Below are 21149 nucleotides of genomic sequence, written 5' to 3' on the forward strand. Positions count from 1 at the left end.
GCCGGATTCCCCATGCTCCGTTGCGCGGTTCGCGTCCGGGGCCCGCCGGCCGCAAACCGTACGTAGTATTCGGCCGTCGGTGACCGGGGGGCACCGGATCAGCACTAAGTCTGGCCGGAGTGACACGGGCCCCGTGTCGCAGTGGCCGGGCGGACCTTTGCACTGGCGCCGGGCGAAAGTTTGCGTCCTTATCTGCGGCCCGGCTCCCACATGGCCATCCAGCTACCCAACTTCCTGCGTCGTCGCCTCGACACGGCGTATCAGGGGCGACCGTATTTCACCGCACTCAAGGCGAAGCTATTGCTGTTTGCGGTCCTGCTCGGGCTGGGATTCGTGCCGTTGAACGTTGCCAAGACGCTCTGGACGCAACCGCCCTGGCCGGGGCTGCGGATCGGGTTGAATCTCGCGATGGTGGCGCCGTGCCTCTGGTGCGTGCGCGCGGTGCTGCGCGGCGAGCTGGAGAAGGCGGGCAACGTCCTGGCGATCTGTGCGGCGACGGTGCCAAACGCCGTGATGCTGGTGGGAGGCAGCTTCCTGCCGGCGCTGAACCCGTTGGCGGTCGGCTTTCAGGCGGTCGCCTACAACATCGTGTTCCTGCTGTTTGCCGTGGTGTTCGCCTCACGACAGGTGGCCACGGGTTGCGTGATGGTCATCGCCGCGGCGCAGGTGGCGTTCCACCTCGTGGTGTTGCGGCCGAACATCGCGACGCTGGCGGACCGGTACGCGGCGGCGGTGTTGTTGCGGGACTCGCTCCTGGCGTTGGGGCTGCTCAGCGGTCTCGGTCTGGCCCTGATGCACATGATCGAAGCCGCGCAACGGCGGAGTGAGCTGTCGCTGGCGGAATCGCGGCGGGCGAACGAGAACCTGGAGCAGCGGGTGGCGGAACGGACGCGGGATCTCGCGCGCGCGACGGAGCAGGCGCAGCAGGCCTCCCGGGCGAAGAGCGAGTTCCTGGCCAACATGAGCCACGAGATCCGCACGCCCCTGAACGGGATCATTGGCTCGGCGGACCTGCTGATGCGCCGGCCCGACCTCAGCGAGGACGCGCGGGAGCAGAGTCGACTGATCTCGGAGTCGGGCGACCTGCTGCTGAAGCTCCTCAGCGACATCCTGGATTTTTCGAAGATCGAGGCCGGACAGGTCCGGCTGGAGCGGCACCCCTTTGCGCTGAAGGCGGTGGTGGCGGACACCGTGGGCCTGATGGCGCAGCGGGCGGCGGCCAACCAGGTGACGCTGCGGTACGAGCTGGGGCCGGAACTGCCGGCGTATTTCGACGGCGATAGCTACCGCCTGCGGCAGGTCCTGCTGAACCTGGTCTCGAACGCGGTGAAGTTCACCCCGCGATATGGCCGCGCGGAGGTGGTGGTGTCGACGGCGGCGCCCGCGGCGGAGCCGACGCCGGTCCGGTTCGAGGTGCGGGATAGCGGCATCGGGATGGACGCCGCGACCGCGGCACGGGTGTTTGAACGTTTCACGCAGGCGGACTCCTCGACCACGCGGCGCTATGGCGGGACCGGCCTGGGCCTGGCGATCAGTGCGCGCCTGGTCGGCATGATGGGCGGCAAGCTCGAGGTGGAGACGGCGCCGGGCAAAGGCTCGACCTTCAGCTTCACGCTCCCGCTGATGTCGCTGGCGGCGCTTCCGGAACCAGTCGGCGAGGTGACCGGACTGGCGATGCGCCCGCTGAATCTCCGCATATTGATCGGGGAGGACAACGCGGTGAACCGCTTCGTCCTGGGGCGGCAACTGGAGCAGCTTGGCTGCGCCTACACCGTCGCGTGCGACGGTGAGGAGGTGCTGACGACCCTGCGCTCGGGTCAGCTGCCGGATGTGATTCTGATGGATTGCCACATGCCGCAGCTGGACGGGTGGGAGACGACGCGCCGGATTCGCACCTGGTCGAATTCCGCCGACGCGTACGAACGCCTCGCGGCGGCGCGTCCCATCATCGCGCTCACCGCGGCCGCCTTCCCGGAGGAACGAATCCGCTGCCGCGACGCGGGAATGACGGACTTTCTGGCCAAGCCGGTGAAACTCGGGGAACTCGCCCGCGCCCTGCGCGCCGCCGTGGCGGAGTACGGCGTGACGCCGGGCAAGGAGGCGGGGCAGACCAAGCCGCCGGTCGTCTGACCCCGCCAGCGCCGGGCTTTCTCACCCCATTTCAGGCATCGCGCCGGATTCCGGAGCGACCGGGAGAACGCGAAGCGCAGGCCGCGACCGTGCGAGTTCACACTATGGAATGAATGCGAGCGGCTCCGGCGGGCGGGCGCGGAGGGAGCGCGCGGGCACGAAAAAGGGCGGCCGTGAGGCCGCCCGGAGGAGATCGAGAGTAGCGGTCGGGCGGCGGCGGGGCGCTCAGATTCCGTCGATGATGCGATTGAGTGTCGCGCTCGGACGGAGGGCGGCGGCGGCCTTCGCCTCGTTTGGCTGGTAGTAGCCACCGATGTCGGCCGGCTTGCCCTGGACGGCGAGCAGCTCGGCGACGATCTGCTTCTCCTGGGCGGCAAGCTGCTCGGCGACGGGCCGGAAGAGGCGCTGCAGTTCCGCGTCCTTGTTTTGGGCCGCGAGCTCCTGCGCCCAATAGAGCGCGAGGTAGAAGTGGCTGCCCCGATTGTCGATCGTGCCCAGCTTGCGGCCGGGCGAGCGGTCGTGCTCGAGGAACTTGCCGTTGGCGGCATCGAGCGTTTCGGCGAGGACCTTGGCGCGGACGTGCTTGAACGTGATGCCAAGGTGCTCGAGTGAGGCGGCGAGGGCAAAAAATTCGCCGAGGCTGTCCCAGCGCAGGTAGTTCTCGGAGAGGAACTGCTCGACGTGCTTGGGGGCGGAACCGCCCGCGCCGGTTTCGAAGAGGCCGCCGCCGTTCATGAGCGGGACGATCGACAGCATCTTGGCGCTGGTGCCGACCTCGAGGATCGGGAACAGGTCGGTCAGGTAATCGCGGAGCACGTTGCCGGTGACGCTGATCGTGTCCTGTCCGGCCTTGAGCCGCTCGAGGGTGAACGTGCAGGCGGCGGCGGGGGCGAGAATGCGCAGGTCGAGCCCGGTCGTGTCGAGCTGGCCGAGGAAGCGTTTCACCTTGGCGATGATCTCGCGGTCATGGGCGCGATTTTCATCCAGCCAGAAGACGGCGGGCGTGGCGGAGAGGCGGGCGCGGTTGACGGCGAGCTTCACCCAGTCCTGCACCGGGGCGTCCTTCGTCTGGCAGGCGCGCCAGACGTCGCCTGCCTCAACGGCGTGCTGGAGGAGAACCTTGCCGGTCTCGTCCACGACGCGAACAGTGCCGCGCGCGGCGATCTGGAACGTCTTGTTGTGCGAACCGTACTCCTCGGCCGCCTGCGCCATGAGGCCGACGTTGGGGACGGAACCCATGGTGCGCGGATCGAATGCGCCATGCTGCCGGCAGAAGTCGATCGTCGCGGCGTACACGCCCGCGTAGGAGCTGTCGGGGATGACGGCGAGGGTGTCCTGGAGCTTGCCCTGCGCGTCGTACATCTTGCCGCCGGCGCGAATCATGGCGGGCATGGAGGCGTCGACGATGACGTCGCTTGGCACGTGGAGATTGGTGATGCCCTGGTCCGAGTTGACCATGGCGACGCCGGGGCCGGCGGCAAAGGCCGCCTTGAGATCGGCCTCGATGACGCTGCGTTCGGCGTCCGGCAGTTGGCGGAGCTTGTCGACGAGGTCGCCGAGACCGTTGTTCAGGTCGACGCCAAGGCGGGCGAAAGTGGCGCCATGGCGCTGGAGCACGTCGCGGAAGAACACGCGCACCGCCTGGCCGAACAGGATGGGGTCGGAGACCTTCATCATGGTGGCCTTCAGATGCAGGGAGAACAGGACGCCGTCGGCTTTGGCGCGCGCGATCTGCTCGGCGTAGAACGCATCCAGGGCGCGGAGGCGCATGACGGTCGCATCGAGGATCTCGCCGGCCTTGAGCGGGAGCTTGTCCTTGAGCACCCGGACGGAGCCGTCGGCGGCGACGAACTCGATGCGGGCGCTGGCGGCCGCGCCGAGCGTGACGGACTGTTCGTTGGCGTAGAAGTCGTCCTGGGCCATGGTGGCGACGCGCGTGCGCGACGCGGGCGACCAGGCGCCCATCGAGTGCGGGTGCTTGCGGGCGTAGTCCTTGACGGCCTTGGGGGCGCGGCGGTCGGAGTTGCCCTCGCGGAGGACCGGATTGACGGCGGAGCCCTTCACCTTGTCGTAGCGGGCCTTGATCTCGCGTTCGGCGTCGGTGGCCGGGGCCTCGGGGTAGTCGGGCAGGGCGTAACCGTGGGCCTGCAGCTCGGCGATGGCTTCCTTCAGCTGCGGCACGGAGGCGCTGATGTTGGGCAGCTTGATGAGGTTGGCGTCGGGCTGGAGCGTGAGCCCGCCGAGATAGGCCAGATCATCCTCCACGCGCTGCGCGGGCGTCAGTCGCTCGGGGAACTGCGCGAGGATGCGCGCGGCGAGCGAGATGTCGCGGGTCGTCACGCGGATCCCGGCGTGCTTCGTAAACGCCTGCACGATGGGCAGCAGGGAAACGGTGGCCAGCGCGGGCGCCTCGTCAGTCTTCGTGTAGATGATGGTGGGAATCTCAGGCATGGTGGTGGTCCAGTAAAAAGGGGACGTGCCAGCTAAGCTGCGCCTCCCGGACGGTCCAAGGCGAAAGGCGGGCGGAAGATCCGGACGAGCGATGGCGGCTGGAAAGACGTAAGGGATGGATTCCGGCGCGGCGCGCAAGTCGCGGACGGGATTCGCGGAAGCACGCGTTGGCGACGCAAGCGCGGGGTGGGGCTGGATTTTGCGCTGCCCGAGGGCGCGAAAAACTGCCACGGTCGGCGGCGATGCTGAGGGTGTTCAAGTTCCTGCAGTGGGTGGCGCAGAAGCTCGCGACCGGCGCGCTGATGGTCGGCGTGCTGCTCGGCGCGTGCGGGTTGTGGCTGTTCCTGCGGGACAAGGTGGACCTGGAAGTGTGGCGGAAGGACACGCTGGGGCTGATCACGGGCGAGCGCACGAAGCTGCGGGCGGCGCTGGCCGACGTGCACCGCGAACTGGCGGAGATCGGAACGGCGATCACGGCCGAGCAGCAGAAAATCCAGCAGGCGGACAAGGTGATCGCCGGGCTGAAGGAGCTCGACAGCACGTGGGACCGCGTGGTCGGGGATCGCGAGCGGCAGCAGAAGAACGATGCGCGCCTGGCGAGCGTCACGGCGCAGCGGGCCGAGATGGTGGCGCGCATCGGACACCTGCAGGAGGAGTTTACGCACAAAACCTGGACGCGGGACGGGCTGGAGATCGCGTTGGGCCGCCTCGAGGTGCAGTTGCGGCAGGTCGAGGCGAAACGCTCGCAGTTCATGCACGTGGTGGAGGCCACGTGGAACTACGAGGTGGGGCGGGGCTGGCTGCGCTGGCCGCTGCGCTGGTGGGTGGCGTTCGTGCTGGGCGCATATTTCCTGGGGCCGTCGCTGGGCAAGCTGGCGATGTACTATCTCGTGGCGGGGCCGATCGTGCGGGGACGTCCGGTGCGGCTGGCGCAGACGATGGCGGTGATGCCGGAGATCGGGGCGAACCGGGTCGCGGCGGAGCTCACGTTGCACCCCGGCGAAAGGTTGTGGGTGAAGGAGAGCTTTCTTCAGGCCTCGGACGAGGGCCTCCAGCGGAAGACGCGTTTCCTGCTCGATTGGCGGATCCCGCTGACCTGCGTGGCGACGGGGTTGACGGAACTGATCGAACTGGCGAACCGGCGGGGTGCGGCGGGAGAGCAGCGCGTGACGCTTTCGTATCAGGCGGACCCGCACACGGAGCTTGCGGTGGTGACGTTGCCGGAGGGGGCGTCGCTCGTGCTGCGGCCCAGCTTCCTCGCGGGAGCGATCACGGCGGCCGGAGACCGGCTGGTGATCCGGCGACGCTGGCAACTGCTGCGGTTCCAGGCGTGGGTGACGCTCCAGTTCCGGTTCTTCGAGTTCGTCGGACCATGCCGGCTGATTCTGGCGGGCAGCCGCGGCATTCGCGCAGAGAACCTGCTCAATCGCGCCGGCGAGGCGACGCCGGCGCGCCGCACGAACCAGGACGCGACCGTGGGCTTCACGCCGAACCTCGACTACCAGCCGGCGCGGGCGGAGACGTTCTGGAGCTACTATCGCGGGAAGAATCCGCTCTTTGACGACCTGTTTTCCGGCCGCGGCATCTTCCTGTGCCAGCAGGTGGCGACGGAAGGAGAGGCGAAGCAGGCGCGCGGGATCTGGGCGGCGGTCTGGGGCGCGGTGTTGAAGGTGTTCGGGCTGTAGCGCGTTTGGCCGCCGGGGGGGGCGCCGAGTCGGCGGTTGCATGTCGCCGGAATTGGGCCTGATTACTGGTTTTCCGCCCGGGAGGCGCGGAGCCAGGACCATGCTTTTCAAACTGAATTCAGAGTATCAACCGATGGGCGATCAGCCGCAGGCGATCGAGAAGCTCGTGGCGTCCATCCAGGCGGGCAACCGGCACCAGACGCTGCTGGGCGTCACCGGCTCCGGCAAGACGTTCACCATGGCGAACGTGATCGCGCGGTGTGAGCGGCCGACGCTGATCATCTCCCACAACAAGACCCTGGCGGCGCAGTTGTACTCGGAGTTCAAGAATTTCTTCCCGGAGAACGCGGTCGAGTACTTCGTCAGCTACTACGATTACTACCAGCCCGAGGCGTACATTCCCTCGAGCGACACGTTCATCGAGAAGGATTCCTCGATCAACGAGGAGATCGAGCGGCTGCGCATCTCGGCGACGAGTTCGCTGGTGTCGCGGCGCGACGTCATCGTGGTGGCGAGCGTATCCTGCATCTACGGCCTGGGCTCGCCGCAGGAGTTTTCGGAGATGCGGATTCCGCTGCGCCGCGGCGGAGTGCTGAGCCGGCAGCGGTTCCTGGAGAAGCTCGTGGACAACATCTATGAGCGAAACGACTACGAGCTGAAACCGGGGCGCTTCCGGGTGCGGGGCGACGTGGTGGACGTGATGCCGGCGTACCTGGAGCACGGGCTGCGGATTGAATTCTTCGGCGATGAGATCGAGGCGTTGAGCGAGTTCGATCCCCTGACGGGCGAAGTGCGGCGGGCGCTGGACCAGTTCGATCTCTATCCGGCAAACCAGTACGTCACGAGCCGTGGCAAACTCGAGCCGGCGATCGCCGCGATCAAGCGGGAGCTGGACGAGCGCGTCGCGTACTTTGAGGGAAAGGGACAGTACCTGGAGGCGCAGCGGATCCGGATGCGGACGAACTACGATCTGGAGATGCTGCAGGAGATGGGATTCTGCAGCGGCATTGAAAACTACTCGCGGCACCTGACGGGGCGGCAGCCGGGAGAGCGGCCGTTCTGCCTGATCGATTTCTTCCCGCAGGACTTCCTGCTGATGATCGACGAGAGCCACGCGACGGTGCCGCAGATCGGCGGCATGTACAACGGCGACCGGGCGCGCAAGGAGACGCTGGTCAACTTTGGCTTCCGGCTGCCCTCGGCGTTGGACAACCGACCGCAGAGCTTCGACGAGTTCGATGCCGTCACGGGGCAGACGCTGTACGTGTCGGCGACGCCGGCGGAGTTCGAAATGAAGCGCTCCGCGGTGGTCGCCGAACAGTTGATCCGCCCGACCGGGCTGTTGGATCCCGAGATCGTGATCCGGTCCACCAAGGGGCAGGTCGAGAATCTGATCGGCGAGATCAAGGCCGCGGCGCAGGCGGGGGAGCGCGTGCTGGTGACGACGCTGACGAAGCGGTTGTCGGAAGACCTGACCAGTTATCTGCGCGAGGCGAAGATTCGCGTGGAGTACCTGCACTCGGATATCGATGCGATCGAGCGGGTGGAGATCCTGCGCAACCTGCGGCTGGGCAACTTCGACGTGTTGGTTGGGATCAACCTCCTGCGCGAGGGGCTGGACCTGCCGGAAGTGGCGCTGGTCGCGATTCTCGATGCGGACAAGGAGGGGTTCCTGCGCAGCGAGACGAGCCTGATCCAGACGGCGGGGCGCGCGGCGCGTCATGAGAAGGGCCGCGTGATCTTCTACGCGGACCAGATCACCGAATCGATTCGGCGGACAGTGGAGACGGTGAAGTACCGGCGGGAGAAACAGCTCGCGTACAACCAGGAACACGGAATCACGCCGCGGAGCGTGAAGCGGGCGGCGCAGGCGAGCCTGCATGTCTACGACGGCACGGGGACCGGCGACGAGGAGCCGGCGGTCGCGGAAAACGTCGACGATGTCGCGCGCGTGATCGCGGAGCTCGAGGACGAGATGCAGGAGGCTGCAGGGCGCCTGGAGTTCGAGCGCGCGGCCGTGTTGCGCGACCAGATCAACGCGCTGAAGAGCGGGGATTACCGCAAGGCGGTCACCCCGCCGAAGCCGGCGAAGTATCGCGGAGGGAAACCCGGGCGGAGTCGGGCGGCGCGGCGGTAGGGCCCGCGCCGGCGGGGCGGTCGCTTAGCTCGCCGACCAGGAGGCGGCGTTCTGGCGCTCCGGCTTCAGGACGCCGATGCAGGGCAGGTTGCGGTAGCGCTCGGCAAAATCGAGGCCGTAGCCGACGACGAACTTGTTCGGAATGTCGAAGCCGACGAAGTCGGCCTCGATCTTGACCTCGCGACGTTCCTTTTTGTCGAGGAGGACGCAGGTGCGGAGGCTGGCGGGCTTCAGGTCGCGGACGAGCTTGCTGACGAGCGAGAGGGTCTTGCCGGTGTCGAGGATGTCATCGATCACGAGCACATGCCGGTCCTTGATGTCGAGCGTCAGGCTGTAGATGACCTGCGGCGAGCCGATGGACTTGGTCTTGCTGCCGTAACTCGAGACGCGGATGCAGTCGAGGCGGATGGGGTTGTCGATCTCGCGCATGAGATCGGCGGTGAACATGACGGCGCCGTTGATCAGGGAGATGATGGTGAATTCGCCCTCACCGTACACCGCCTTCAACTCCTGGGCGACGGCTCGCACCCGCGCCTTGATCTGGGCTTCGGTGAGCAACACCTCGGCAAGGTCGGGATGCATGGCAGTCTTCTTGGCAGCAGGCATGCGCCGAGGGAGACAAACCGCGGCGGGGGACGCAACCCGATCTATCGGTTCGCGCAAACGATCGGATTCAACCGGAGGCGGGAGTCGGCGGCTCAGGCGACGCGGGGAAAGGCGCGATGGAATCGCGGGCGTCGGGCAGGTAGAGTTTGGCGAATTGTTTCACGCGCCGGCACGACATGCGGACCTTTAGGTGCCGCCGGAGCCAGGTTTCATTGCGGGCATCGAGGGCGAAGTCGCGAAGTTCCTCGTGGAGCCCGCCATAGGAGTGCAGGGCCGACAAGGCCGCGATGAAATCGCGATCGGCATCGAAGCAATCTGCGTTGTAGCCACCGAGCAGTGCCGCGAGCCAGCGCGTGTGCGGAGGCAGCATCTCCCAGAAAAGCCGGCGCCGGAACTCGTCGGCGGTGCAGCGATGTCGCGCGCAATACAACTCGACCAGGGTTTGCATCAGGGGGGCAGGCTAGGGATAGGTACTAGGTAATATTCCCTAATGTAAAGGGGGAAGATACGTAGTTGGAAACATCGTGTGTCATTACGGTTATGCATGCGCCGGCAATCCGGAGCCGTCGGCAGGCCCGACTGTGGGAGGGCGCTGGGGGAGAATGCCTTTGACTCGGGCGGTGGTGGAATCTTGCCTCGGCCGCCACCGGCCGGCGATGACCTCCATTCGCATCCAGCAACTCACCAAAAGGTTCGGCGCGGTTGTCGCTCTGGACCACCTCGATCTGGAGATCGAGGCGGGAGAGTTGTTCTTCCTGCTGGGTCCCAGCGGATGCGGCAAAACCACGCTGCTGCGCAGCCTCGCGGGGTTTCATACCCCGGACGAAGGTACAATTTGGTTCGCGGACGAGAATGTCACGGAACTTGCTCCACACAAGCGGAATACGGGAATGATGTTCCAGAGCTACGCTCTCTGGCCACACCTGACGGTGGCGCAGAATGTGGCTTTCGGCCTGGAGGAGCGGCGGGTGGGGCGGGACGAGATCAAGCGTCGGGTCGCAGAGGCGCTTGAATCGGTACACATGGCGGGCTTCGAGGAACGCCGGCCAAATCAGCTTTCAGGCGGGCAGCAACAGCGCGTGGCGCTGGCCCGGGCGCTGGTGATCCGGCCGCGGTGCCTGCTGCTGGACGAGCCCCTGTCCAACCTGGACGCCAAGCTGCGGCTCGACATGCGCGCGGAGATTCGCCGGGTCTGCAAGGAGTACAACCTGACGACCGTGTATGTGACGCACGACCAGAAGGAGGCGCTCTCGGTTTCGGACCGCATGGCGATCCTCGAGCGGGGCCGGGTCCTGCAGGTGGGATCGCCCCGGGACGTGTATCGCCGGCCCAGTTGTCGCACGGTGGCGGCGTTCATCGGCGAAACGGACTTCATCCCCGGCCGGTATCGGCGGAGCGAGGGTGGTCACGCGATCGTGGATACGGAACTCGGCGAGTTCCGCGGCGTGCTGGGACAAGGCGCGGAGGCCCCCGCCAGCGGGACCGCGGTGACGTTGTCGGTCCGCCCGGAGTGCTGGCGGCTGGAGCGTACCCCGGCGGCGTTGAACACCGTCGTGGGACGGATTGGCGCGGCGGTGTATCTGGGCGAACTGGCGCAATACGAACTCGTGGTGCCGCGGCAGACGCTGAAGGTCCTGGAACTGAATCCCCGTTTTCTCGAGGCGGGTGCGCGACAGGACGTCTATGCGAGCGCGGCGCCGGAGGACGTGGTGGTGCTGCTGAACTGAGGGCGCGAGCCATGGCAGGCGGCAACGCAAAGGGCGGGCCGGGTGGGGCGGGCCTCGGGCGCTGGCTCATTATCGCCGCGCTGCTGGCGCTGCTCGCGCTGCCGTTTGCGCTGCGTCCCCCGCGCGGGCGGGGCGCGGCGGCGCAGGACACCGTGGTCATCATCTCGCCGCACAACGAGGCGATCCGTTACGAGTTTGGCCGGGCGTTTCCGGTGTGGTACCGGGCGCGCACGGGACGGACGGTGACCATCGACTGGCGCGTCGTCGGCGGGACGAGCGACATCTCGCGTCTACTCGAAACCGCCTACGTGAATGCGTTTCGCAACGCCTGGACCGGACCGCAGGGGAAGAACTGGAGTGCGGAGGTGCAGGCGACCTTCCAGTCGGCGCGGTTGCCGGCAGATGCCTCTGCCGAGGCGCGGGCGGCGCGCACGGCGTTTCTGGCGTCGGACGTCAGTTGCGGCATCGACCTCTTTTTCGGTGGCGACGCGTACCAGTTCGACAAGGAGGCGCGGGCGGGACGGCTGGTGGATGGCGGGATGCGGGCGCGGCAGCCGGGATGGTTTGGCGAGGAGGTGATCCCGCGGGTGCATGGCGGAGCGCCGTTTTGGGATGCGGACGGCCGCTGGTACGGCGTGGTCCTGAGCTCGTACGGCATCATTTTCAACCGGGATAGCTGGCGGCGGCTGGGCTTGGAGCGGGAGCCAACGCAATGGCCGGACCTGGCGGATGCGCGCCTGGTTGGGGAAATCGGTTTGGCGGATCCCACGAAGAGCGGGTCGGTGTGCGAGGCATTTGAGGCGATCCTGCAGCAGCAGATGCAGCAGCGGTTGACGACGCTGGCCCGCGAGGCGCCCGAGCTTTCCGCGGAAGGGCGTGAACGCCGGGCGGTGCGGGAAGGCTGGACTGCCGGACTACGCCTGATCCAGCGACTCGGCGCGAACGCCCGGTACTTCACCGACAGCTCGCAGAAACCGCCGCTGGACGTGGCGAACGGCGACTGCGCCGCCGGGCTGTGCATCGATTTTTACGGGCGGCAGCAGCAGGAGGCGACGCGGCGGCGCGGTGACCAGGAACGCGTGGGCTATGTGACCCCGGTGGCCGGCTCGGCCGCCACGACGGACCCGATTGGGTTGCTGCGCGGCGCGCCGCACCGCGAGGTGGCGATGCGGTTCATGGAGTTCGTGCTCTCGCCGGAGGGGCAGAAGGTCTGGTCCTTTCGGGTCGGCACACCCGGCGGACCGGAGCGGTACGCGCTGCGGCGAATGCCGGTGCGGCGCGATTTCTATGCACACGAGGATTGGAAACCGTGGCGCAGCGATCCGGAGGATGCGCCATACGGGACTTCGCAGGTGTTCGTCTATCGACCGGTGTGGACGGGGGCGCTGTTTCGCGAAATCGGATTCATCACCCGTGTCCTGTGTCAGGATACGCATGCCGAACTCGTCGCTGCCTGGCGCGCGATTCAGCAGGCGCCGGAGCCGGCGCGCGCTCGCGCGCTGTCCGTGCTGCAGGATGTGGCGGCCGTGGACTATGAGCGGGCGGAGACGGAGATCCGTCGCCGGCTCAATGCCCGCGACCGCGTCGAGGAGGTGCGGCTGGCCAGCGAACTCGGCGCGCATTTCCGGGCGCAGTACGCGGAGGCGCGACGCGTGGCCGAGGGCCGCTGACGGCGCGGCGAATCGACGCCACGCCGGCCGGAAGGCCTCGGGGGCGGATCAGCGGACGGGGAGGCTGGCGAAGCCAGCGACGAAGGCTGGCTTGTCGGCGGCGCGGAAGAAGGACGTGCCGGCAACAAACGTGTCGGCGCCGGCGGCGTGACACTCGCGGCCGGTGGCCAGATCGATGCCGCCGTCGACCTCGAGGCGAAACCCGAGTGCGCGGGCGCGGCGCCAGGTGTCGATCTGCTGGATCTTGGGGAGCATGTCGCGGCGGAACGACTGGCCGCCGAAGCCGGGCTGGACCGTCATGACGAGAACCAGGTCAACCAGGCTCAGGAAAGGTTCGATGGCGGTGGCCGGGGTGCCGGGATTCAGCACGATGCCGCACTGGCAGCCGAGACTGCGGATGCGGGCGAGCGTCGCCGCGTGATCGTAGGCAGGCTCGATGTGGATGCTGATGAGATTGGCGCCGGCCTTGGCGAACGCCTCGATGTAGCGGTGAGGCTCATCGAGCATCAGGTGGGTGTCGAAGTAGAGCTTGTTCCCGGCACGGCGCAGCGCGGCCAGCGTCTCCGGGCTGAAGGAGAGGTTGGGAACGAAGTGCCCGTCCATGATATCGCAGTGCAGCCAGCTCAGTCCGGCGTTGGCGACAAGCTGGGCGCTGGCGGCGAGGTTGGCGTGATCGCCGGCGAGCAGAGACGGGGCGAGGAGCGGGGCGGGAAGCGATGCCATGACAGAAGCAGGGAAAGCGGATGGCCGCGGCGGACGGCGGATCACCAGACGTCGAGGGCGGCGTGGGTGATCTTGTCCGAAAGGGCGTCAGCGAGATACGGGAGCGTCTGGAGTTCGGACTGAAGTTGTCCGCGGTCCGTGAAGGAGGCGCGCGTGGCGGTGATGTGGCGACGCTCGAAGAGGACGGTGCCGTCGCGCTGGCGGAGCGTGCAGTCGACGCCGAGGGTCAGGTCGAATTTGCGGGCGAGGCCGGTGTCGCCCTCGCGCACGGCGGCGACGGTGCGGTTGTAGCCGGTGATGACGACGATGAGAGTGGCATCGGCTTCGCCGGGCGAGTTCGCGATCGCGATGCGTCCGTCGCGGATGAAAGCCTCGCGCAGGCGGGCGCTGACGATCTCGCGAGCCTGGGGAACGAGGGTCGTGTTGGCGACCGGTTCGACGTAAAGGGTGCGGAACGGAGGCGTGGCGCCGGTGCCGAGCCGGTAGTGGGAGCAGCCGGTGAACAGGCCAATGGTGAGGAGCACCGCGAGGGCGGGAAGGACCACGGCAGACGCGCGGGCCCGGTGCAGCAACATGCGTAGCGTCGTCACGAAAAACGCGGATGAGGAGAGGGTCTGACCGGGTTGCCGACGCGGAGTCATGAGGCTGCTGGATTCGCGGTTAGGGCGCGGCGTGACAAACAAAAAAGCGGGCGAGAACGCCCGCTGGAGAAAGGGTTAGAAGAACCAGAAACGCTTCTTCTTGGCGGGGGCGGGAGCGGCGCCCTCGGCGGGCGGGGCATTCTTGGCGGCGACCACCTCGAGTTCGGCGAGCTTGGCCTTGGCGCTGTTCGCGATCTTGGATTCGGGGTAGGCGGTGATCGCCTCGTTGTAGAAAACCCGGGCGGCTTTGAAATTGCTTCGTTTGTAGAAGTAGAAGTCGCCGATCTTGATTTTGCTCTCCGCGAGCATGGTCTTCATCCCGTCGAGCCCCTGTTCTGCGTTCCCGATGTTGTTATCGCCGGGGTAGAGGAGCATGTAATCGGTGAAGTACGTGATCGCTTCCTTGGTGGCCGCCTGGTCGTAGTACGGGCCATCCACGAGCTGCGAGTAGGTCTGCGCGATCTTCATGTAGGCGTCGGGGGTGAGGACGCTGTGGGGGTAATTGTTGATCAACCGGTCGAGGGCGTCGATTGCGGCGGCGGACTCCTTCAGGTAGATGTAGCCGCGGGCGACGTTCATCAGCGAGAGGGGGGCGTAGTCGCTGTACGGCGCGTTGCCGACGACGGTCTCGAAGAACTCGATCGACTTCTCGCGCTGGCGGAAGCCGGGTAGGAGCCCCCAGAGAATGCGACCGCGGGCGCCGTCGAGAAGAGCGCTGGCGATGCGGTACTGCTCACCCACGATCTCGTTGAACCGGCGGGTATTCGGATAACGCGAAAGCACCTGCTGGTAGGCGTCGAACGCCTTCACGTAGCCGTGTCGCTTGAGCTCGAGCTGGCCGACGCGGTAGAGCGCCTCGGGAGCGTAAATGGAATTCGGGTACCGCTTGCTGACGTTGTTGTAGGCCTTGATGGCCGAGCGAAGGTGACCGCCCTCTTCGTTGCGGCGGGCCTTGTTCATCAAGTCCAGCGCCTTGCGCCCCTCGGCGCCGGCGAGTCCGGAAAGGGCGCCGCCCTCCACGCGCCAGCCGGTTTCAGCGCTCCAGACCAAGTCTGCGCGCACCGCGGCGGTCAGGAGGCAGAGAAAGGAGAACAGGATCGAAACTAGGCGCACGGGGCGGCCGGTAAGACAACGCATCGAGGAAAGGTGAAGAGGAAAGTGAAGTTGAGGGTCGGAAGAACGAAGGAAAGCTCGGCGCAGGGGAAGACGTCTCGCTCAACGTTCACTCGCAAAAGGGCTCACCAGCGAATCAGGGCACTTCCGTAGGTCAAGCCCGCCCCGAATGCGACCAGCAGGATCAACTGGCCGGGCTGGATCCGGCCGGCGCGCCGGGCTTCGTCGAGCGCGAGCGGGATCGAGGCGGCGGAGGTGTTGCCGTAGCGGTCCACGTTGACGAAGAAGCGGTCCATGGGGAGCTCGAGGTACTCGGAAATGGCGGCAATGATGCGGAGATTCGCCTGATGCGGGATAACGAGCGAAATCTGATCAGCGGTGACTTTGTGTTGTTCCAAAATATCGCGGGCGGATTCGTCCATGGCCCGAACCGCGATCTTGAATACCTCCTTGCCTTTCATCCGGATGCAACTCGTCGGCTGCTCAGGGCTCGCCGCGTTGGCTGGCGTGGCGGGGACGGCCCTTGGGATGTAGAGCAGGTCGGTGTTGGAACCATCGGCGCCGAGGTTCACGCCGAGCACGCCGCGCGTGGGGTCATCCCCGGCGCCGAGCACCACGGCGCCGGCGCCGTCGCCGAAGAGCACGCAGGTGGTGCGGTCCTTCCAGTCGACGACGGAGGAGAGCTTTTCCACGCCGATGACGAGCGCCTTCTGGCGCCGTCCGGAGCTGATCATCGCGCTGGCGGTGTCGAGGGCGTAGAGGAAGCCGCTGCAGGCGGCGTTGAGGTCGAAACAGGCGGCGTGGGTGGGGATGCCGAGCTTGTGCTGCACGATGCAGGCCGTGGCCGGCATGGGCAGGTCGGGCGTGACGGTGGCAATGATCAGGAGATCAATGTCGGCAGCGGTGAGCCCCGCGTTTTCCAGCGCGCTCTGGGCGGCGCGGACGGCGAGGTCCGAGGAGAGTTCGTCGTCAGCGGCGATGCGGCGCTCGCGGATGCCGCTGCGGGACTGGATCCACTCGTCTGAGGTTTCGACGATCCTGGACAGGTCATCGTTGGTCATGACTCGGGCCGGGGCGTAGGAGCCGGTGCCGAGCACGACAGTTGGGCGGTGTGGCATGCGGGGAAACAGAAGGGCGGGGCGGGGGCCGGTGCAGCCCCACCGTCACGCGACGCAAGCAGGTCCCAGGCGCTCGTTGACGCGGGCGATGTCCGCCTCGATGCGCTGGTTCATGTCGGCCTTGAGGATCTCGTGAGCGGCGTGGATGGCGGACTTGATCGCGCGCCGGTTGGAGGAACCGTGGGCCTTGAGAATGTTGCCGTTGAGGCCGAGCAGCGGGGCGCCGCTGTAACGCTCGGGATTGACGCGTTCCTTGAGGGCGTTGAAAGCGCCCTGGGAGAGCAGCGCACCGGTGGCGCGGAGCGGGTTGGCGCCGAGTTCTTCCTTGAGGACCGACTTGAAGAACTTCACCAGCGACTCCCAGCTCTTGAGCATGATGTTGCCGACGAAACCGTCGCAGATCACGACATCCACCGGCTCAAACTCGTCGTGCCGGGTGAAAACGTTGAAGCCCTCGATCGGGCCGGTGTAGTTTACCAAGTCGTTCACCCGACGCAACATGTCGTTGGTCTCGGTGATGAGGGCGTTCCCTTTGCCCTCTTCGGTCCCGATGGTCATGAGGCCGACGCGAGGCGACTTAACCCCGAGCATGACGCGGCAGTAGTGGCTGCCGAGAATCGCGTTGTGGACGAGGTGTTCGGGGCGGGCCTCGGGGTTGGCGCCGGCGTCGATGAGGACGAAATGGCCGCCCTCGCGGGGGCAGATGGCGCCGAGCGCCGGACGAGCGACGCCTTCCATCGGCCGGAGCCGGATGGTGCCGGTCGCCATGAGGGCGCCGGTGTTGCCGCAGCTCACGACGGCGCTTGCCTCGTGGTTTTTCACCAGCTCGATCGCGCGCACCATCGACGAGTCCTTCTTCTTCTTCAGCGCGGCGACGGGCTTGTCGTCCATCGTGACGACCTCCGAAGCGTGAAGGACCGCAATGCGCGGGTGTCGATGCAGCCCGCAATCGCGGAGGAGCGGATCAAGTATCCCCTGGTCTCCTACGATCGTGATCGGGTTGAGCGAGTGGTACTGGGTGACCGCAAGCTTAACGGCAGCAACGACCTCGGCAGGGCCGAGATCTCCGCCCATTGCGTCGACAGCAATGCGGCCCGCGGAAGCGGAATGGGTGACCATCGCGAGGGATGGCGTGGGGGCGAGGCGTTAGCCTCAGACCGAGACGTTGAGCACCTGGCGGCCGCGGTACATCCCGTTCTTCGGGTTCACGCGGTGAGGGCGGAAGGTGCTGCCATCGGTCGGATCCTTAGCGAACTCAGGCGCCTTGAAGGCGTTGGCAGCACGACGATTGGCGCTGCGACGTTTGGACTGTTTGCGTTTCGGATTGGCCATGGGAGAAAAAGGTTACGCGTGCGCCGGTTGTTGGACGCCCGCCGGTTCGATTGAAAGGGTCGGAGTAAAGGGTGGGCTTCGGACGCGTCAAGCGCCTTCGTTGCCGGGCGCAAACGGCTCAGCTTGCGGTGCCCGCGGCCGTCGCGATCAGCGGTAAAAGATGAACGCCAGGACGGCGGCAACACCAAGCCGGTACCAGGCAAAGAGGCCAAGCCCATGCCGGGTGAGCCACTGGACGAGGAATCGGACGCAGATCACGGCTGTGACGGTGGCGACGACGCAACCGACGAGCACGTGGGCCCACCCGAAAACCTCGATCATCGCGGCGCCACTGCGCGCGCTCTTGTAGATGGAGGCGGCACTGAGGCTGACGAAGCCAAGCAGGAAGCTGAACTCTGCCGCCCGGCGTGGATCGAGCCCCGCAAAATATCCGCCGACGATGGTGGTCATCGACCGGCTGGTGCCCGGCCACATCGAAAGGCACTGCAGGAGGCCGATGCCAACGGCAGCCTTGGGCGATACCTCTGTAACCGTCTTAACTTGAGACGCTTCACGACGCTTTCGCCAGGCTTCGGCGGCGAACATCAAGCCGGCGCCGACGACTTGGGCGATGATCACGGCCCCCACCGAAAACAGCTTCTCGAGGTGGTCGCGCAGGAGGAAGCCGATCGCCCCGGTCGGGATAAACCCCAGTGTCACCGCGAGCAGGAGTCGAAGCCCGGCGGGATCGCGGCCCAGCAATCCGCGAATCATGGCGGCAATCTGCGCCCAGTAGAGCAGGGCGACGGCCGCGATGGCACCGAACTGGATCACGACGGTGAAGGTGTCGGCCGCCAGCTTTACGGACAGCGGTTCTCCCGCGGGGTGTTTGGCGGAGGGCTTCTTGTACCACAGCGGCTCGCCATCGCGTCCGAGCAGCGGGGCGTCGGACTCCAGGCCGAGGAAACGGTTGGCAATGATGAGGTGACCGGTGGAGGAAACGGGCAGGTACTCGGTGACGCCCTCAATGACGCCAAGGATGATGGCGTCGCTCAACGCGAGTTCGGCGGCGGGCGCGGCGACCGGCGGGGCTTTGGCGGATTCTGCGGGTTGCGCGCAGGCGAGGGAGGTGATCCACACGGCGAGAGTGAGGCGCAGGAGAGTTCGCACGCGGCTTGGTTTCAGCTTTGTCGGGATCGGGCAACGACTTTTGTGGTGGGTGTGGTCCCCAATCCGGGGATTCGGACCGGGGGATGAATGCCGGACCGTCACGCGTTTCAGACAGGATTCTGACTTGCTCACCCGGGCGGGGATCGTGCCTATTGCGAACGCATGTCCACGCTTCCGGAGATGACTGCGCAGTTGGGGTTGGGCCGCGAACTCACGGCCGACCAGGTGGAGATTGCTGCTGCGGCGCTGGCGGCGGGCGAGATTCCGGACGGATTGAAGGCCGAGTTTCTGGAGACGCTGGCGAAAAAAGGAGAGACCCCGGGCGAGATCGCGGCGTTCGCGGCGGCATTCCGCAAGCGGGCGATTGATCCGGGCGTCGGCGCCTGGTCTGAGCTGGCGATCGACATTGTCGGCACGGGGGGAGATCACGCGGGCGGCTTCAACGTCTCGAGCGTGGTCGTGCTCGTTCTGGCCGCCGCGGGCGTGCCCGTGATGAAGCATGGCAATCGCGGTGTGACGTCGAAATGCGGGAGCGCCGATCTGCTCGCCGGCTTGGGCGTCGATCTTGAGGCGGCGCCGGAGAAGCTGCAGCGGGCGCTGCAGGAACTGGGTTTTGTCTTTTTCTACGCCCCGGCGTACCACCCCACGTTCCGCCACATCGCGCCGGTTCGGAAGGCACTCGCGGCGCGCGGGCAGCGGACCGTGTTCAATATTCTCGGGACGCTGATCAACCCGGGGCGCCCGGCGCACGTGCTGCTCGGCGCCTATTCGGCGGCGCTCGTGCCGAAGCTGGCGGGAGCGTTGCAGGCGCTCGGCGCCAAGGCCGGCATCGCGGTGCACGGCGTCCTCGGACTCGATCGCGGCATCGATGAGCTCACGACCGCATCGCCCAACCGGGTGCGGGGCTTCGGCCGGCTTGAGGCGGTCGACGGGGAATGGAATGCCCCGGATTTCGGCCTGAAGGTGTCGCCGTTCTCCGATCTGGTGGGCGGTGATGTCGCCACCAATCTCGGCATCGTCGAAGCGCTGCTCGATGGCCGTGGTCCCGCCGGGCTCGCGGACACCGTGGCGCTCAACGCGGCTGTCTCGATGTGGATCGTCGGCCGGCAGCCGAGTGTGCGGGACGGCATCGGACTCGCCCGTGAGCTCCTCCTGGGCGGCGCGGTGAAGCAGAAGATTGCCGACACCCGGGAGTTCTTCCGCTCGTGAACGTGCGCTCCCGCCCGGTTACCCGCCGACTGCCGCGTCCCGGACCGGGGCTTCGCGGCTGCACCACGCGGGCGTCCTTCTCTCCCTTTACATGAACCGAAAATTCTTCGGCACCGATGGCGTGCGTGGACCCTATGGTGGCCCCGTCGTCAATGAGACCTTTGCGGCCCGTCTCGGCTGCGCGGCGGCGACATGGCTGCGCCAGACTGGCTGCACGGGTCCGCTCCGCGTGCTGATTGGCCGCGACACCCGCGCGTCGGGTGCGGCGCTCGAGGCGGCCGTTGCCCGCGGCCTGCGTTCCGCCGGGGCCGAACCCGTCTCGCTGGGCGTGCTGCCCACTCCGGCGGTCGCCCGATCCGTCGTCCGCCAGAAGGCCGCGCTCGGCGTGGTGATCACGGCCTCGCACAATCCGGCCGAGGACAACGGCATCAAGTTTTTCGGACCGCGCGGCGTGAAACTGACCGATGCCGACGAGAGTGCGATCGAGGCGGCGCTGCCGGAAACGGTGGCGGGGCTGCCCGCGCCTTTGCCCACGCTCGATGCGGTATCCGACTACGTCAGCGCGATGACGGCGGTGCTTCCTTCGGGAGCTTTGGCCGGTTGGCGGATCGTGCTCGATACCGCCAACGGCGCCACCTGCGGCACGTCGCCCCGCGTGTTGCGCGGGCTCGGGGCGGAGGTTCTCGGAATCGGCGACGCGCCCGATGGCCGGAACATCAATCTTGGCGTGGGGAGCGAGCACCCCGCGGCGTTGGCGGCCCGTGTCGCGGCGGAGAATGCCCGCATCGGTATCGCCCACGACGGCGATGGTGACCGCTGCGTGCTATGCGACGAGCGGGGGGCGATCCTCGACGGGGACGAGATCCTCGCGATCCTGGCGCTTCATGCGCTTCGTTGCCGCAAACTCGAGAAACGCACCCTGGTGGTCACGGTGCAGAGCAACCTGGGGGTGGACGCCGTTGTAAGCGCGGCCGGCGGCCGCGTCCTGCGGACCTCCGTCGGCGACCGCTACGTCATCGAGCGCATGCTCGCGGAGGGCGCCAGCCTGGGCGGCGAATCGTCCGGCCACATCATCTGCCCGCAGTACTCTCCCACGGGGGACGGCTTGGTGGCGGCGCTCAAGGTGATCGAAGTCATGGTCAGCACCGGGCTGCCGCTGTCGGACCTGCGCCGGGTGCTGGTAAAATTTCCGCAGGCGACCATGGCCCTGAAAGTCCGCGAGAAGAAGCCGCTCGAGCAGCTCCCGGGCGTTCGCTCGGCGACCGCCACGCTGGAAAAGGAGCTCGGCGTAAACGGTCGCGTGCTCGTGCGCTGGTCCGGCACCGAAGCCAAGCTTCGCCTCTTGGTGGAGGGGCCGACCGAGCAGGTGGTGCGGGAGGGCATCAACCGGCTGGAAGCTGCCGCCCGCGCCGAACTCGCCGTGGTGTAGGAAAATCTGCAATCCGGGCTTTCCAATCC

17 protein-coding genes are annotated in these 21149 nt (G+C 66.9%); 7 read left to right on the plus strand and 10 right to left on the minus strand.

The window, feature by feature from the left end:
- The first annotated feature begins 210 nt into the window (after positions 1–210).
- The gene (locus DB354_RS21215; protein ID WP_107837631.1) at positions 211–2130 is read left to right on the plus strand and encodes an ATP-binding protein; all 1920 of its coding nucleotides are present in this window, start codon (positions 211–213) and stop codon (positions 2128–2130) included.
- A 225-nt stretch (positions 2131–2355) separates the two neighbouring features.
- On the opposite strand, the gene DB354_RS21220 is transcribed toward DB354_RS21215, so the two are convergent.
- The gene (locus tag DB354_RS21220) at positions 2356–4581 is read right to left on the minus strand and encodes an NADP-dependent isocitrate dehydrogenase (protein ID WP_107837632.1); all 2226 of its coding nucleotides are present in this window, start codon (positions 4579–4581) and stop codon (positions 2356–2358) included.
- A 242-nt stretch (positions 4582–4823) separates the two neighbouring features.
- Between DB354_RS21220 and DB354_RS21225 the strand changes: the two genes are divergently transcribed.
- Positions 4824–6266: a hypothetical protein gene (locus tag DB354_RS21225; protein WP_107837633.1), complete on the plus strand. Its 1443-nt coding sequence runs from the start codon at positions 4824–4826 to the stop codon at positions 6264–6266.
- A 100-nt stretch (positions 6267–6366) separates the two neighbouring features.
- Positions 6367–8403 (plus strand): excinuclease ABC subunit UvrB, encoded by a 2037-nt coding sequence (gene uvrB / locus DB354_RS21230; protein WP_107837634.1) that lies wholly within the window; start codon positions 6367–6369, stop codon positions 8401–8403.
- Positions 8404–8427: 24 nt separating this feature from the next.
- Here uvrB and hpt read toward each other — a convergent pair whose 3' ends face one another.
- Complete coding sequence (hpt, locus tag DB354_RS21235) at positions 8428–9009, minus strand: hypoxanthine phosphoribosyltransferase (protein WP_199226902.1); 582 nt, start codon at positions 9007–9009, stop codon at positions 8428–8430.
- 67 nt (positions 9010–9076) lie between these two features.
- The gene (locus DB354_RS21240; protein ID WP_107837635.1) at positions 9077–9457 is read right to left on the minus strand and encodes a hypothetical protein; all 381 of its coding nucleotides are present in this window, start codon (positions 9455–9457) and stop codon (positions 9077–9079) included.
- Positions 9458–9665: 208 nt separating this feature from the next.
- Here DB354_RS21240 and DB354_RS21245 point away from each other — a divergent pair, with 208 nt between their 5' ends.
- Positions 9666–10736, plus strand: coding sequence for an ABC transporter ATP-binding protein (locus tag DB354_RS21245; RefSeq protein WP_107837636.1), 1071 nt, complete (start codon positions 9666–9668; stop codon positions 10734–10736).
- A gap of 11 nt (positions 10737–10747) precedes the next feature.
- A complete protein-coding gene (locus DB354_RS21250; RefSeq protein WP_107837637.1) occupies positions 10748–12406 on the plus strand; it encodes an extracellular solute-binding protein in 1659 nt (552 codons plus the stop codon).
- Positions 12407–12454: 48 nt separating this feature from the next.
- Here the strand turns inward: DB354_RS21250 and rpe are convergent, their stop codons facing one another.
- The 7 genes from rpe to DB354_RS21285 form a co-directional block, all read right to left on the minus strand.
- Complete coding sequence (gene rpe, locus DB354_RS21255) at positions 12455–13129, minus strand: ribulose-phosphate 3-epimerase (protein WP_107837638.1); 675 nt, start codon at positions 13127–13129, stop codon at positions 12455–12457.
- Between the two features lie 41 nt (positions 13130–13170).
- On the minus strand, positions 13171–13719 hold the full coding sequence (gene lptE, locus DB354_RS21260) for an LPS assembly lipoprotein LptE (protein WP_158277654.1): 549 nt from the start codon (positions 13717–13719) through the stop codon (positions 13171–13173).
- A 126-nt stretch (positions 13720–13845) separates the two neighbouring features.
- Complete coding sequence (locus DB354_RS21265) at positions 13846–14907, minus strand: tetratricopeptide repeat protein (RefSeq protein ID WP_107837640.1); 1062 nt, start codon at positions 14905–14907, stop codon at positions 13846–13848.
- A gap of 101 nt (positions 14908–15008) precedes the next feature.
- Entirely contained in the window at positions 15009–16001 is a 993-nt protein-coding gene (locus tag DB354_RS21270; protein WP_107837641.1) for a beta-ketoacyl-ACP synthase III, read from the minus strand.
- 45 nt (positions 16002–16046) lie between these two features.
- Positions 16047–17120 (minus strand): phosphate acyltransferase PlsX, encoded by a 1074-nt coding sequence (gene plsX, locus DB354_RS21275; protein WP_107837642.1) that lies wholly within the window; start codon positions 17118–17120, stop codon positions 16047–16049.
- 33 nt (positions 17121–17153) lie between these two features.
- On the minus strand, positions 17154–17333 hold the full coding sequence (gene rpmF / locus DB354_RS21280; protein WP_107837643.1) for a 50S ribosomal protein L32: 180 nt from the start codon (positions 17331–17333) through the stop codon (positions 17154–17156).
- Between the two features lie 147 nt (positions 17334–17480).
- Positions 17481–18482 (minus strand): undecaprenyl-diphosphate phosphatase, encoded by a 1002-nt coding sequence (locus tag DB354_RS21285; protein ID WP_107837644.1) that lies wholly within the window; start codon positions 18480–18482, stop codon positions 17481–17483.
- A gap of 162 nt (positions 18483–18644) precedes the next feature.
- Here DB354_RS21285 and trpD point away from each other — a divergent pair, with 162 nt between their 5' ends.
- Positions 18645–19691, plus strand: a complete 1047-nt coding sequence (trpD, locus tag DB354_RS21290) for an anthranilate phosphoribosyltransferase (RefSeq protein ID WP_107837645.1) — start codon at positions 18645–18647, stop codon at positions 19689–19691.
- Positions 19692–19782: 91 nt separating this feature from the next.
- Positions 19783–21120 (plus strand): phosphoglucosamine mutase, encoded by a 1338-nt coding sequence (glmM, locus tag DB354_RS21295; protein WP_107837646.1) that lies wholly within the window; start codon positions 19783–19785, stop codon positions 21118–21120.
- The last annotated feature ends 29 nt before the right edge of the window (positions 21121–21149 follow it).

This window comes from Opitutus sp. ER46 (assembly GCF_003054705.1).
Taxonomy (GTDB): Bacteria; Verrucomicrobiota; Verrucomicrobiia; order Opitutales; family Opitutaceae; genus ER46.

Excerpts from the sequence above, each read along its gene's own strand:
- glmM (WP_107837646.1), top strand. The coding sequence starts at position 19,783 with ATGAACCGAAAATTCTTCGGCACCGATGGCGTGCGTGGACCCTATGGT.
- rpmF (WP_107837643.1), bottom strand. The coding sequence starts at position 17,333 with ATGGCCAATCCGAAACGCAAACAGTCCAAACGTCGCAGCGCCAATCGT.
- DB354_RS21270 (WP_107837641.1), bottom strand. The coding sequence starts at position 16,001 with ATGCCACACCGCCCAACTGTCGTGCTCGGCACCGGCTCCTACGCCCCG.
- DB354_RS21265 (WP_107837640.1), bottom strand. The coding sequence starts at position 14,907 with ATGCGTTGTCTTACCGGCCGCCCCGTGCGCCTAGTTTCGATCCTGTTC.
- uvrB (WP_107837634.1), top strand. The coding sequence starts at position 6,367 with ATGCTTTTCAAACTGAATTCAGAGTATCAACCGATGGGCGATCAGCCG.
- rpe (WP_107837638.1), bottom strand. The coding sequence starts at position 13,129 with ATGGCATCGCTTCCCGCCCCGCTCCTCGCCCCGTCTCTGCTCGCCGGC.
- DB354_RS21240 (WP_107837635.1), bottom strand. The coding sequence starts at position 9,457 with ATGCAAACCCTGGTCGAGTTGTATTGCGCGCGACATCGCTGCACCGCC.
- trpD (WP_107837645.1), top strand. The coding sequence starts at position 18,645 with ATGTCCACGCTTCCGGAGATGACTGCGCAGTTGGGGTTGGGCCGCGAA.
- hpt (WP_199226902.1), bottom strand. The coding sequence starts at position 9,009 with ATGCCTGCTGCCAAGAAGACTGCCATGCATCCCGACCTTGCCGAGGTG.
- DB354_RS21220 (WP_107837632.1), bottom strand. The coding sequence starts at position 4,581 with ATGCCTGAGATTCCCACCATCATCTACACGAAGACTGACGAGGCGCCC.
- DB354_RS21225 (WP_107837633.1), top strand. The coding sequence starts at position 4,824 with ATGCTGAGGGTGTTCAAGTTCCTGCAGTGGGTGGCGCAGAAGCTCGCG.
- DB354_RS21215 (WP_107837631.1), top strand. The coding sequence starts at position 211 with ATGGCCATCCAGCTACCCAACTTCCTGCGTCGTCGCCTCGACACGGCG.
- DB354_RS21245 (WP_107837636.1), top strand. The coding sequence starts at position 9,666 with ATGACCTCCATTCGCATCCAGCAACTCACCAAAAGGTTCGGCGCGGTT.
- plsX (WP_107837642.1), bottom strand. The coding sequence starts at position 17,120 with ATGGTCACCCATTCCGCTTCCGCGGGCCGCATTGCTGTCGACGCAATG.
- DB354_RS21250 (WP_107837637.1), top strand. The coding sequence starts at position 10,748 with ATGGCAGGCGGCAACGCAAAGGGCGGGCCGGGTGGGGCGGGCCTCGGG.